Annotated in this window: 11 protein-coding genes and 2 pseudogenes; 2 read left to right on the top strand and 11 right to left on the bottom strand. The window is 61.0% G+C overall.

Features of this window, described 5'->3' with window-relative positions; translation table 11 throughout:
- Positions 1-110: 110 nt before the first annotated feature.
- Together FSO04_RS43215 and FSO04_RS43210 are read left to right on the top strand one after the other, a co-directional pair.
- Positions 111-2045 (top strand): annotated as a pseudogene (locus tag FSO04_RS43215) (hypothetical protein); the annotation flags it as partial.
- Between the two features lie 2 nt (positions 2046-2047).
- The gene (locus tag FSO04_RS43210; protein WP_154567467.1) at positions 2048-2185 is read left to right on the top strand and encodes a hypothetical protein; all 138 of its coding nucleotides are present in this window, start codon (positions 2048-2050) and stop codon (positions 2183-2185) included.
- Position 2186: 1 nt separating this feature from the next.
- On the opposite strand, the gene FSO04_RS43205 is transcribed toward FSO04_RS43210, so the two are convergent.
- The 11 genes and pseudogenes from FSO04_RS43205 to FSO04_RS43160 all read right to left on the bottom strand — a co-directional run.
- A complete protein-coding gene (locus FSO04_RS43205; RefSeq protein WP_154567466.1) occupies positions 2187-2603 on the bottom strand; it encodes a universal stress protein in 417 nt (138 codons plus the stop codon).
- Positions 2604-2724: 121 nt separating this feature from the next.
- Positions 2725-3072 carry a hypothetical protein gene (locus FSO04_RS43200; protein WP_154567465.1) on the bottom strand — a complete coding sequence of 116 codons (348 nt, stop codon included), beginning with the start codon at positions 3070-3072 and terminating at the stop codon, positions 2725-2727.
- A 192-nt stretch (positions 3073-3264) separates the two neighbouring features.
- Positions 3265-3963: a response regulator gene (locus FSO04_RS43195; protein WP_154567464.1), complete on the bottom strand. Its 699-nt coding sequence runs from the start codon at positions 3961-3963 to the stop codon at positions 3265-3267.
- Positions 3964-3971: 8 nt separating this feature from the next.
- Positions 3972-4553: a potassium-transporting ATPase subunit KdpC gene (gene kdpC, locus FSO04_RS43190; RefSeq protein ID WP_154567463.1), complete on the bottom strand. Its 582-nt coding sequence runs from the start codon at positions 4551-4553 to the stop codon at positions 3972-3974.
- Positions 4554-4571: 18 nt separating this feature from the next.
- Complete coding sequence (kdpB, locus tag FSO04_RS43185; RefSeq protein ID WP_154567468.1) at positions 4572-6635, bottom strand: potassium-transporting ATPase subunit KdpB; 2064 nt, start codon at positions 6633-6635, stop codon at positions 4572-4574.
- A gap of 85 nt (positions 6636-6720) precedes the next feature.
- Complete coding sequence (gene kdpA, locus FSO04_RS43180) at positions 6721-8529, bottom strand: potassium-transporting ATPase subunit KdpA (RefSeq protein ID WP_154567462.1); 1809 nt, start codon at positions 8527-8529, stop codon at positions 6721-6723.
- On the bottom strand, positions 8526-8621 hold the full coding sequence (kdpF, locus tag FSO04_RS43175; protein ID WP_028193906.1) for a K(+)-transporting ATPase subunit F: 96 nt from the start codon (positions 8619-8621) through the stop codon (positions 8526-8528). The genes kdpA and kdpF overlap by 4 nt, the downstream gene beginning before the upstream one ends.
- Positions 8618-8722, bottom strand: a complete 105-nt coding sequence (locus tag FSO04_RS47200; RefSeq protein ID WP_199203111.1) for a potassium ABC transporter ATPase — start codon at positions 8720-8722, stop codon at positions 8618-8620. Before FSO04_RS47200 ends, kdpF begins: the two co-directional genes overlap by 4 nt.
- A gap of 246 nt (positions 8723-8968) precedes the next feature.
- The gene (locus tag FSO04_RS43170; protein ID WP_154567461.1) at positions 8969-9973 is read right to left on the bottom strand and encodes an O-fucosyltransferase family protein; all 1005 of its coding nucleotides are present in this window, start codon (positions 9971-9973) and stop codon (positions 8969-8971) included.
- Between the two features lie 181 nt (positions 9974-10154).
- Positions 10155-11450 (bottom strand): copper oxidase, encoded by a 1296-nt coding sequence (locus FSO04_RS43165; protein ID WP_154567460.1) that lies wholly within the window; start codon positions 11448-11450, stop codon positions 10155-10157.
- Between the two features lies 1 nt (position 11451).
- A pseudogene (locus tag FSO04_RS43160) lies at positions 11452-12372 on the bottom strand (TolC family protein); the annotation flags it as partial.
- Between the last annotated feature and the right edge of the window lie 81 nt (positions 12373-12453).

Genomic DNA, 12453 nt, shown 5'->3' with positions numbered 1-12453 from the left:
CAACACCAACACCAACACCAACACCAACACCAACACCAACACCAACACCAACACCAACACCAACACCAACACCAACACCAACACCAACACCAACACCAACACCAACACCAACACCAACACCAACACCGACACCGACGCCTACACCTACACCTACACCTACACCTACACCTACACCTACACCTACACCTACACCTACACCTACACCTACGCCTACGCCGACGCCGACGCCAACGCCAACGCCAACGCCGACGCCAACGCCAACGCCAACGCCAACATCCGCCATCGCTTGCGCAGCACCAACGACAACAACCGGAGGCACCGCCAACGGCCTGATCGTCACCGACACGCGAAGCAGCGACGGCACACGCCTCTTCAATCAAGGCAGCACCTTCCAGGTGTCGTTCGTCACCGCGGCGACATCGGCGGACACCGTCGTCTGGTCGATGCAGGATCAGCTGGGCAACATCAAGGGCAGCGGTTCGTTTGCCGTTGCGAGCGGGACGCGGACCAGCACGCTGTCGTGCCAGAGCAGCGCGGCGGGTTACTTCGCGATCACGGCGACACTGTCGCACTCGGGCGGCACGCTCCCGCAATTCGGCACGCGTCCAACCGGCATCGCCACCTTCGGCATCCTGCCGAACCTGTCCAGCACGATACCGGCAGTCAGCTATGCGCATCAGGAGCAGCACCGCTTCGGCATGCAGGGCTTCAACGACAATGGCCCGATGCTCGCAGCGCTCGGCGTCTCCCAAACGATCGACGACCGTGAGTTGTCCGCCATGGAGCCCAATGCGGCGAATACGTGGACGCCATCCTTATCGGATCTCGATCCGTTCTACACGAACGGCAAGATCATGCGGCTCATCAGACTGGACGGTATTCCCGCATGGGCGAGTCCAACCGGCGCCTTTCAGGACGACACCAACGCACCGTCCAACGAAAGCTACTACCAGAGCTACATGGCGCGCGTGGGCACCGACAGCGCTGCGATCCGTCAGCAGTATTTTTCCAATCAGCAATACAACTATTACCAGGTGACGTGGGAGCCCCAATGGGTCGATTCGACCGCCAATTTCGTCGCGATGTACGCGGCCGTCTATAAAGGTTTGCATTCGACTGATCCGAACGCGGTCGTGATGGGCACAACCAACGTCTTTCCCGCCAACTGCTCGACGGAATGTACGCAGGGGTATCTCGCCACCTACGCATCGCTAGGGCTCGGCAATTACATCGACGGTGTGACGACGCACGGCTATTACAACGCCGGCACATTCGCCGCGCATCCGCCGGAACAATACGATACCGATCCGAATCCCGCGAATGTCGCGAACGCCCTCGATCAGCAGATGAGGTCGTTGCGTTCGCAGATGCAGATGGTCAAGCCGAACATGCGCCTGTGGATGACCGAGCTCGGCATCACCTACGACTCCGGCGCCACTTACGGGCCGAGCTATCCGCCGGCCAACCAGTTGTACGGGCAGGCCGCAGTCGCATTGCGCTCGCATCTGATCATTCTCGGCGAAGGTGCACAGGTCACCTACTTCTTCTACGGCGCGGACTATCCTGCTGACGTGGGCATCGGCACGTTCTTCGATCTCGCCGATCCGCAGGGGCAATATGGCGCGACGAATCTGAGCCCCAAGCCAGAAGCGCTCGCGTTCGCCGCGCTGACGCGTGTCCTGGACGGCACGCAAACGCTCGGACGCCTCAATGGGCTTCCCTCAATGGTGTATGGCTACGCATTCCAGCAACTCAACTCAGGGGCAGTGATCGCGGCGCTCTGGACGCACAACAATTCGAACTGGCCGACGTCATCGGGTACCTACAGTTCGACCTATAGCACCACCTATGCATTGACCGTGAACTCGACCGGCACGAGCGGCAGCGTAAGCGTCATCGACATGATGGGCAATGTAAGCTCGGTGAACTACACGAACGGCATCGCGAATTTCACGCTGACCGAGTCGCCGATTTACGTTGTGCTGGCGAACGCGAATGCGATCCAAGGCAAGTACACGGCACCCGTGGGCTATACCGGACAATAATCATGCTTTGGAGAAATCACGCCCACCTTCCTTTCGATATCCTGACGCGGTGGCTCCACAATCACACACCGCTGGAAATCCAGACACGTCTGCACCAGCATGGCAAACAGATGGTGCTGCTGCCGATGAACGTGGGATGAGTCAGGGAACCATCGTTACGGGCGTGGGCGTCCGCCTCGACAGCGCGGCGAACATGGCCAGTCTCCTGAAGAAGCCCATGTGGCTCGCGTCGATCACCATGACGTCGGGCTGGGTCGTTGCCGCATAGTCGGCGATCGCTTTCGTGCGGTGGCCGAATACCCGCTTCCAGTGGTACGGCACGCCGGCTTCTTCGAGAACGGTGCGTGCATCGATCAGCGCCTTGAGCATGGCATGCTTTTCCCTGCGCACCAGTGAGCTTCGGGTATGGAAGGCTGCAGCGCGCCCCTGATCGACAGGCTCGAGTACTTCCAGCAATTCGACTTCGGTTACACCGCGCTCCAGAAACATGAACGCCGCATAGCGCGCGGCTTCTATCGCGCCGCCGTGGTCGAGAACAGGAATCAGCATGCGTATCATCGAGAACTCCTGGCGGGTACTTTGTACTTTGAGCTTAGCGAAAGCGGCATTAACGTCGTGTAAAAAACTGCTGTTTTTGCAGCATGCGCGCACGCAAATTACACGGCGACGGAAGGCGTCCTCATGATGCCTGTATCGCAGCCGGATTCAACTCGATATGCAAGATCACCAGCCACCGCTTCGGACAATCCTCGGCAATTTGCAGTTCCTGCTTCCTGTCACCACCCGTCTTCACGAAACCTTTCTCACGCGCGAAGCCGAACGCGCGCCGCGCATCGGATTGCAGCCACAGCGTCAGCAGCCCGCACGTCACGCAACTGAACAGCCAGATCGCTTCATGAGGCAACGCGGCATCGAGTTGCTGAGCGACGTAGGTAAAAATAGTCGTGAGAACCTGATTGGTGACAAAGGCAATGGCGACGACCTTGCACATCCCCCTGAATATCATCGCGGGTCTTGAAGGCGTCATGGCAGGTCAAAACCCGGTGCGGAAAACACGCGAGCCTCCACGGTCACGTTGCCCTTTGTTTGTTCGAATGCCATACACACTCCAGCAAAAACCAGATTTTCCTTGCGGCGAAACGCCAGACTTGAACTATACGAACGACACCGTAAAGGCCGAGAATCGATTGCCGCCGGCGATATAAAAATCCTGTGAAAATCACCGCACGCCGACCAGCCGGTAGCCCACGCCGGCCTCGGTGACGATGTGTTCGGGGTGTGCCGGATCGCGCTCGAGCTTGTGGCGCAGATGCCCCATGTAGATGCGCAGGTAGTGGTGGTTGTCGGTCTGCAGGGGACCCCATACCTCGCCGAGCAACTGCTCATGCGTCAATACACGCCCAGGATGGCGCACCAGCGCGGAGAGCAGGCGATATTCGGTGGGGCTGAGATGGACGACCCGGCTGCCGCGCACGACCCTGCGCTCGCCGAGATCGATTGTGACGAGGCCGAACTGAACCTGAGGCACGCCGACCCTGTCGCCGTTGGTCTGCCTGCGCAAATGCGCTCTGATCCGCGCGCCAAGTTCGGGCAAGCCGAATGGTTTGGTGAGGTAATCGTCGGCGCCGGCGTCGAGCGCCGCAACCTTGTCTTCTTCGCGGCTTCGCGCCGACAGGACGATCACCGGCATCGCGGACCAGCCGCGCAACTCGCGGATCACCTCGATGCCGTCCATGTCCGGCAAACTCAGATCGATGATGACGAGATCCGCCAGCCGCGTCGCAGCCTGCGCCAGGCCTTGTGCGCCGGTCTGTGCGTCGAAGACGCTCATGCCGGCCGCTTCGAGGCTAGTACGAATGAAGCGGCGGATGGCTTTGTCCGCGTCGATCACAACGACTGTTACGGTGGGATCGCTCATCCGCAGGCTCAATGCATCGGCTTGAGGTCATCCAAAGCCAGGTTGAGCTTCAGCACATTCACGCGGGCCTCGCCGAAAATGCCGAACTGCCGCCCCGACGTATTGCGCGCAACAAGATTGGTCACCTGATCGACCGGCAAGCCGCGGGCCTGCGCCACGCGCGCCACCTGATAGGCGGCAGCGGCCGGACTGATTTCCGGGTCGAGGCCGCTACCCGACGACGTCACGAGATCCACCGGCACCGGTTGCGACATATCGTTACCTGCCGCCTTCAACGCATCGAGACGGCCTTTGATTTCGTCAGCGAGCGCGGGATTGGTCGGGCCAAGGTTCGAACCACCCGAGTTCTGCGCGTTGTACGGCTGGGGCGTGGTGGCCGACAGGCGTCCCCAGAAATAGTACGGCGCGTCGAACTGCTGGCCGATCAGCGCGGAGCCGGCCACTTTGCCATCCTTCTCGAGCATGCTGCCGTTCGCCTGAGCCGCGAAGGCTGCATGACCGATTGCGGTCACAACGATCGGATAGATCACCCCGGTGATCACCGTCATCAGGATGAACAGAACAAGTACCGGGCGAATCAGCGTTTTCATGATCTTCACTCTATTAGGTCAGACCCAGCCGAACACGTTCAGCACCATATCGATCAGCTTGATGAACGGGAACGGCAGCAGAATGCCGCCCAGCCCGTAGATCAGCAGATTGCGGCGCAGCAGCGACGCCGCGCCGAGCGGCCGGTACTTCACGCCCTTGAGTGCCAGCGGAATCAGCGCAACGATGATCAGCGCATTGAAAATCACCGCCGAGAGAATGGCCGATGAAGGCGAGCTCAGATGCATCACGTCGAGCACACGTAATTGCGGATAGGTTGTCGCAAACGCCGCCGGGATGATCGCGAAGTATTTGGCGACGTCGTTCGCAATCGAGAACGTGGTGAGCGAGCCGCGCGTCATCAGCATCTGCTTGCCGATCTCGACGATCTCGATCAGCTTGGTCGGATTCGAATCGAGGTCGACCATGTTGCCGGCTTCCTTCGCAGCCTGCGTGCCGGTATTCATCGCCACCGCCACGTCCGCTTGCGCGAGCGCCGGGGCGTCGTTGGTGCCGTCGCCGGTCATTGCCACGAGCCGGCCTTCAGCCTGATGCGAGCGGATCGTGGCGAGCTTGGCCTCAGGCGTCACCTCGGCGAGGAAGTCGTCCACGCCGGCTTCGGCAGCGATCGCCGCCGCGGTCAGGCGGTTATCGCCCGTCACCATGATGGTCTTGATGCCCATCTTGCGCAGTTCGGCGAAGCGTTCCTTGATACCGCCCTTGACGATGTCCTTCAACTCGATCACGCCCATGCAGCGTGCGCCGCTCTCGCCGCGTACTTGCTGCGCGACCACCAGCGGTGTGCTGCCGCGCCGTGCGATTTCCGTCACCGCCGCCGTCAACTCCGCGGGGAAACGACCGCCGTGCGCCTCGACATAGTGTTTGATCGCATCGGAAGCGCCCTTGCGAATCTCACGGTCGGGCAGATCGACACCGCTCATGCGCGACTGCGCGCTAAAGGCGAGGAAGGTCGCCTGCAATGCGTGCATATCGCGTTCGCGGATATTGAAGCGCTGCTTCGCCAGCACGACGATGCTGCGCCCTTCCGGTGTTTCGTCCGCAAGTGAAGACAACTGCGCGGCGTCGGCGAGCTGTTCCTCCGTGACGCCCGGCGCCGGCGTGAAAGCCGAAGCCTGGCGATTGCCGAGCGTGATCGTGCCGGTCTTGTCGAGTAGCAACACGTCGACGTCGCCTGCGGCTTCAACAGCGCGGCCCGAGGTGGCAATCACGTTCGCCTGCATCATCCGGCTCATGCCCGCTACGCCGATCGCTGAAAGCAGACCGCCGATGGTGGTCGGAATCAGGCACACCAGCAGCGCGACCAGCGCGGTAATCGTGACGACATGCCCTGCTTTCGCGGCTTCGACCGAGAACATCGAGAACGGCAGCAGCGTCGCGGTTGCGAACAGCAGCACGAGCGTCAGCGCGACCAGCAGGATCGTCAGGGCGATCTCATTCGGTGTCTTTTGACGCTTCGCGCCTTCCACCATCGCGATCATCCGGTCGAGGAAGGCCTCGCCCGGATTCACGCTGACCCGCACGACGATCCAGTCCGACAGCACACGCGTGCCGCCCGTCACCGACGAAAAATCCCCACCCGACTCGCGGATCACCGGCGCGGATTCGCCCGTGATCGCCGACTCGTCGACCGACGCGACACCTTCGATCACCTCGCCGTCCGCCGGAATCACGTCGCCGGTTTCGACCAGCACGACGTCGCCCTTGCGCAGATCGGTGGCCGTCGTGATGCGGATCGGCGCCTTGGGATGCGCTTCCTGCAGCAGCTTCGCCATCACGTCACGCTTCGCGCCGCGCAGCGAAGCCGCTTGCGCCTTCGAGCGGCCCTCAGCGAGCGCCTCCGCGAAGTTGGCGAACAGCACGGTAAACCACAGCCAGAGCGCGATCGCGAGAATGAATCCGGCGGGTGCTTCGGCCTGGCCCGCAAGCGCCGCTATCCACAAAATGGTCGTCAGAATGCTGCCGATGTATACGCAGAACATCACCGGGTTGCGCAATTGATGGCGCGGCGCGAGCTTCCTGAACGAATCGACGAGCGCCGGCCGGGCAATCGACGGGTCGAACATCGAGCGCGCGGCGTTGCGCGCCTGACCGATGTTGCCCGGCTGATGAACCGGCGGTTGGAGTCCGTTAGTCATGCTGTCCTCTCAGTCAATGTCCCGCGACCATGATCAGATGTTCGACGACCGGGCCGAGCGCCAGTGCCGGCACGTACGTCAGCGCGCCGACCAGCACGACGGTGCCGAGCAGCAGCACGACGAACAGCGGGCCGTGCGTCGGCAGCGTGCCGGCGGTAGCGGAGATGCGTTTCTTTGCGGCTAGCGATCCAGCGATCGCCAGCACCGGCACAATCGACCCGAAGCGGCCGAACCACATGGCGATGGCCAGCGTGTTGTTGTAGAACGGCGTATTGACCGAGAGGCCCGCGAAAGCGCTGCCGTTGTTATTGGCGGCCGAGCTGTAGGCATAGAGAATCTCGGAGAATCCGTGCGGCCCAGGATTGGAGACACCCGCCACGCCGGCCGCCGTCAGCACGCCGATCGACGCACCGACCAACACAAGCAGCGGCGTGAGCAGCACGGCGATCGACACCATCTTCATCTCGTACGACTCGATCTTCTTGCCGATGTATTCCGGTGTTCGCCCGATCATCAGGCCGGCCACGAACACCGCGAGCAAGGCGAACACGAGCATGCCGTACAGGCCCGAGCCCACGCCGCCGAAGATCACCTCGCCGAGTTCGATCAGCAGGAGCGGAACGAAGCCGCCCATCGGCGTCAACGAATCGTGCGTGTTGAGAACGGCGCCACACGATGCGGCGGTGGTCGCCACGGTGAAGATGCCGGACTGCGCGATGCCGAAGCGGGTTTCCTTGCCTTCCATGTTGCCGCCGGTTTGCGCGGCCGACGCCGTTTGATCGACATGCAGCGACGCATACAGCGGATTGCCGTTCTGCTCAGACGAAATCTCGCCCCAACAGGCGACCGCGAACGCGATCGTCATCGCGGCAAGCACCGCATAGCCCTGGCGCTTGTCGCCCACCATCCGGCCGAACACCAGGCACAACGCGGCAGGGATAACGAGCATCGCTATCATCTGAACGAAATTGGCGAACGGTGTCGGGTTCTCGTACGGATGCGCGGAATTGGCGTTGAAAAAGCCGCCGCCGTTGGTGCCGAGCATCTTGATCGCTTCCTGCGACGCGACCGGCCCCATGGCGATAGTCTGCTTGTCCGCCTTGTTGTCCACCATCACCGGGTTGCCCTTGGCGTCCTTGACGGGGTTGCCCTGGGCATCGTTCTTCGGCGTCTGATACGTCGTCACCTGCAGCGTCGGCACGTCTTCATATGACTTGAAGTTCTGAATCACGCCCTGACTGATGAAGACAAGCGCGATGACCGTTGCGAGCGGCGCGAGGATATACAGCGTGATACGCGTAAGATCGACCCAGAAATTGCCGATCGTCGCGGCCGTATGGCGTGCGAAACCCCGAATCAGCGCGATCACGACGGCAATGCCGGTGGCGGCCGAGAAGAAGTTTTGCACCGTCAGCGCGGCCATCTGCGTCAGATAGCTGACGGTCGATTCCGGCGTGTAGTCCTGCCAGTTCGTGTTGGTCACGAAGCTGATTGCCGTGTTGAAGGCGGCGTCGGGCGTCATCGGTCCGAAGCCCTGCGGATTAGCGGGCAACCATTGCTGTAAACGCAGGAATCCATACACCGCGAACACGCCGAGCGCATTGAACGCCAGCACGGCCAGCGCGTAGTGCTTCCATGACATTTCGGCGCTGGGGTCGACCCCGGCGAGCTTGTAGAGTGCGGCTTCGATCGGCCGCCCTATCCGGCGCACGACGACCGAAGAGCCGTCCACCACACCGGTCATGTAACGGCCGAGCGGGATGGCGAGTGCGATCAGCACGACGATGAACAGGCCGGGCTGAAACAGGTTGTTGAAGTTCATTCGAGAGCCTCCGCGCGTAGCAAGGCATACACGAGGTAAGCGAACAGAATCAGCGTCGAGGCCGCCGCGAGCCAGGTCATCCAGGTGGTCATGGACGGCCTCCGGGCGCGCGGCGAAGCTTGTCGCAGCCAATTACAAAGGCCGCGACGAGGCCGCTGAATGCAATGATGGCGATGAGGTAAAGCAGATCCATGGTCGGGTCTCCCACAGGGAACGCCTGCACCGTGAAATTTAGGAAAATCCGCGTAAACGCAGCGTCAATACTTCGCGGAGTTTCGTAAAAACGATGGACGTGGTGCGAGAGACCGCCGGGCTAGCGCAGCGGCATGGTCTTGCTGGGAGACTTTCGGGCAAGCAGTTCGACCTGCAGTTTGAGGGAGACTTTCAGGCTTTCGCACTGCTGTTTGAAAGCGGCCGCCGCGTAAGCGGCTTAAAAGGCTTAAGCCGCCTTGGCCGCCTTACTCGTTTGAACCGCTTGCGCCGCTTGAGCGGCTTCATCGCGCGCAGCCTGTTCGATCCAGAGCTGGCTATCGGGAAACCAGAATGCGTCCGGGCGCGGAGGCGAGACGAGCTTCAACGGAAGGGAGGGATTGAATATCTTCGACCATGCGGACAGATAAGACGGCGTCTTCACGAGGAACCCGCAATTGGCCAGAAGCAGGCAGGACACCAGCGCCTCGCGTCCGATTTCGAGTCCCGGATAGCCGCTGAAGTGAACGGGCGTGCTGCCACAGGCGAGATGCTTTGCCGGCGCGACCCTGACCGGCTTGCTGAATGGCCAGGCGACAAAAAAATCGATAAACGCTCGTTCGTCGCTCGAAACCAAAATATTGGTCAAGTGCGGGTTTTCCGCGAGCGTGGCTTCCACGTGGCGGCAAAAGCTTCCCCATGAAACCGGGACGGCTTCCTGCGCCTTGTCGGTCCCTCTGAAATGCGCGCCAAGGGTCGACGCGCCGAGCCCAAGCTTCTGGCAGATCGCGTCGACTTCTTCGCAGATAGACGCGGCCGGACGATAGTGCGCGAAGAAGAGCTCGCTTGCACTGCTGAGTCGAAGCCGGGATTCATAGCGCTGACGAAAGCCCAGTTGAACCAGGTCGCGCACTGTCGACGTTCTGACCTTATGGGTGATCGCGGCGCCGGAGGCGGTGTGGACGGACTCGAAGAAGGCCGAGAACCAGTCCAGTTTCCCTTCGGCGTCGCCATACAGCCCGCCGCGTGCGCTGATGCACGGGGTGAGGCATTTCTCGTCGCAATACATCAGAATAAACAGGACCATCTGCATCACGGAGAAAAAACCGGAGTTCTCCCGAATCTCGATGGAAAAGATGCCCCTGTTCAAACGCTGTGTAGCATGAAGTGAAATCCGGCGCGGCATGGCCACGGAATGCTTGAATCCCTCGCTGCGTCGGATCTGTTTCGCCCGATCGACCACCTTTCTCAACATGCCTGACTCCTAATTAATTAGGTATTTTTAAAAATGGCACGGACCTGTTTTCTGCGAAGGCAGGGACGGCTCAGCATAACACCTCAAAAAATTTGATCACGTAAAGTTTGGCTCATCTTGGTGAGCTAGCGTACAAAGGATCGGTAAGGTTTTCCCTGGATGGGCACGCCGCGCTGCCGGCTCAACCCTCCGGCACCTCGCCGGTGTACTCATAGGCCACCGTCCCCCTGGGATGCCTGAACCACCCCGGATCGCGGTAGTCGTTGCGTCCCAACCCCTCCCGCACTTTCACGACGGTGAACATGCCGCCCATCTCCAGCGCACCGAACGGCCCCGTGCCGGTCATCATCGGCAGCGTGTTGTCGGGCAGCGGCATTTCCATCCCGCCCATCGAACCGCCCGTGCTGCCCATCGCCATGTAGTCGGGCACCAGCTTGTTGATGCGTTGCGCGAGGTCTTTCTGCGGCACACCGATCAGGTTCGGTACCTGATGGCCCATCGCGTTCATGGTGTGGTGTGACTTGTGGCAATGAAACGCCCAGTCGCCCGGACGGTTCGCCGTGAACTCGATGGCGCGCATCTGGCCGACTGCGACGTCCGCGGTCACCTCGGGCCAGCGGGCGGAAGGCGGAATCCATCCGCCTTCCGTCCCCACCACTTCGAAATGGTAGCCGTGCAGATGGATCGGGTGATTGGTCATCGTCAGATTGCCGACGCGAATGCGCACGCGATCGCCGGCGCGTACCGGCAAGGAATCGATGCCAGGAAAGACGCGCGCATTCCAAGTCCACATGTTGAAGTTGGTCATCTCGTTCACGCGCGGCGTGAAACTGCCCGGGTCGATGTCGTATGCGGACATGATGAACACGAAGTCGCGATCCACCTGCATGACGCCCGGGTCTTTCGGATGAACAATGAATGTGCCCATCATGCCCATTGCCATCTGCACCATCTCGTCGGCGTGCGGGTGATACATGAAGGTGCCGTGTTTCTCCAGTTGAAACTCGTAGACAAAGGTCTTGCCCGGTGGAATGTGTGGCTGCGTGAGACCGCCGACGCCATCCATGCCGCACGGTAGGAGCATGCCGTGCCAGTGAACCGTGGTGTGCTCCGGCAGCTTGTTGGTCACGAAGATGCGCACCTTGTCGCCTTCAACGGCCTCGATGGTCGGCCCTGGCGCCTGGCCGTTATAGCCCCACAGGTTCGCGCTCATGCCCGGCGCCAGTTCGCGCACCACTGGCTCGGCAATCAGATGAAACTCCTTCCAGCCGTTCTTCATACGCCACGGCAGCGACCAGCCGTTCAACGTCGCGACGGGTGCATACGGCCGGCCGTTCGGCGGCGCGTGCGGCGCCTGCATCGTGGCCCCGTCCATCGTGGGCGCCTCAGGCAATGACGCGGCGCCGGCCTTGCTGACGAGTGCCGCACCCAACAACGCGGCTCCAGAGCCGCCCAGAAAATTTCGACGAGACACCATGTCATTGACCTTCAGAATCTGTGGATGACGCTTGCGGCGTCGTGGATGTAAATGGCGCTGCGGCCATCGCGAGAGGCGGCAGACGGCCGCCGAGCGCTTGTTGCAGGTCGGTTTCCGCGAGCCAGTAGTCTTTGAGCGCGTCGATATAGCTGTTCACCGCGCCGATCTGGTCGCGCGAATCGGCGAGCAGTTCGAACACGCTCGCGAGCATGCCGTTATAGCGAAGCAACAGTTCGTCCGAAATCGTTTTGCGTATTGGTACGACTTCGTCGCGATAGTGCTTCGCAACGTCGTAGTCGGTCACATAGGCCGAATACGATTCTCGAACTTCCGAGCGCGCATTGATCGCGGTCTCGGCGACGCGGTTCGCCGACTGCAGATAGATCGCTTTGGCGCGCGCCACTTTCGAAGCGCCCCAGTCGAAAATCGGAATCTCGACGCTGATCTCGTAGCCCTGCTCGCGGCCGTCGGAGGTCGTGAAATTGTTCTGATAGCCGACGTCCAATGCATTGATGAATCGCGTTGCCTGGCTTAGGCCCAATGAGCTTGCAACGCTCTGCGTCTGGAGTTTTGCTGCCTCGATGTCCAGGCGGTTCTGCATCGCGAAGTGTTCGAGTTCCTGCAATTCGGGCCTCGTTGCAGGCAGGTCAGGCAGACGCTCAGGAAGGTCGTACTGCGCTTGCGAACCCCATAGGCCCATCGTGCGGGTGAGCTTTTCCCGCGCGGCTACCGACTGCTGCCGCGCTTTCGCCAGTTGCGCCACGGCTTCCGCGTAGAAGGCCTGCTCACGCGCATAGTCGAGCTTGCTGAAGTTGCCGGCTTGCTGCATGCGCAATGCGAGTTCGGCGCCGGCTTCCGCCGAATCCTTCACCTGCTCCGCGTAGCCGGCGGACTGCTTCGCCGCGACCGCGCCGATATAGGCGCTGTCTCTTATACACATCTAAAAAAAAGACATATGGTCTGAATCCTGACTATGTTTCTTTGTCTTCTTCAGTTAGTTGTT

This window comes from Paraburkholderia madseniana, assembly GCF_009690905.1.
GTDB classification, from domain to species: domain Bacteria; phylum Pseudomonadota; class Gammaproteobacteria; order Burkholderiales; family Burkholderiaceae; genus Paraburkholderia; species Paraburkholderia madseniana.
This window is presented reverse-complemented; position numbering and strand designations above follow the sequence as displayed.

Coding starts and splice junctions, on each gene's coding strand:
- FSO04_RS43195 (WP_154567464.1), bottom strand. CDS start 3,963: ATGAGCGATCCCACCGTAACAGTCGTTGTGATCGACGCGGACAAAGCC.
- FSO04_RS43205 (WP_154567466.1), bottom strand. CDS start 2,603: ATGATACGCATGCTGATTCCTGTTCTCGACCACGGCGGCGCGATAGAA.
- kdpB (WP_154567468.1), bottom strand. CDS start 6,635: ATGTTCGACCCGTCGATTGCCCGGCCGGCGCTCGTCGATTCGTTCAGG.
- kdpF (WP_028193906.1), bottom strand. CDS start 8,621: ATGACCACCTGGATGACCTGGCTCGCGGCGGCCTCGACGCTGATTCTG.
- FSO04_RS43200 (WP_154567465.1), bottom strand. CDS start 3,072: ATGACGCCTTCAAGACCCGCGATGATATTCAGGGGGATGTGCAAGGTC.
- FSO04_RS43170 (WP_154567461.1), bottom strand. CDS start 9,973: ATGTTGAGAAAGGTGGTCGATCGGGCGAAACAGATCCGACGCAGCGAG.
- FSO04_RS43165 (WP_154567460.1), bottom strand. CDS start 11,450: ATGGTGTCTCGTCGAAATTTTCTGGGCGGCTCTGGAGCCGCGTTGTTG.
- kdpA (WP_154567462.1), bottom strand. CDS start 8,529: ATGAACTTCAACAACCTGTTTCAGCCCGGCCTGTTCATCGTCGTGCTG.
- FSO04_RS43210 (WP_154567467.1), top strand. CDS start 2,048: ATGCTTTGGAGAAATCACGCCCACCTTCCTTTCGATATCCTGACGCGG.
- kdpC (WP_154567463.1), bottom strand. CDS start 4,553: ATGAAAACGCTGATTCGCCCGGTACTTGTTCTGTTCATCCTGATGACG.
- FSO04_RS47200 (WP_199203111.1), bottom strand. CDS start 8,722: ATGGATCTGCTTTACCTCATCGCCATCATTGCATTCAGCGGCCTCGTC.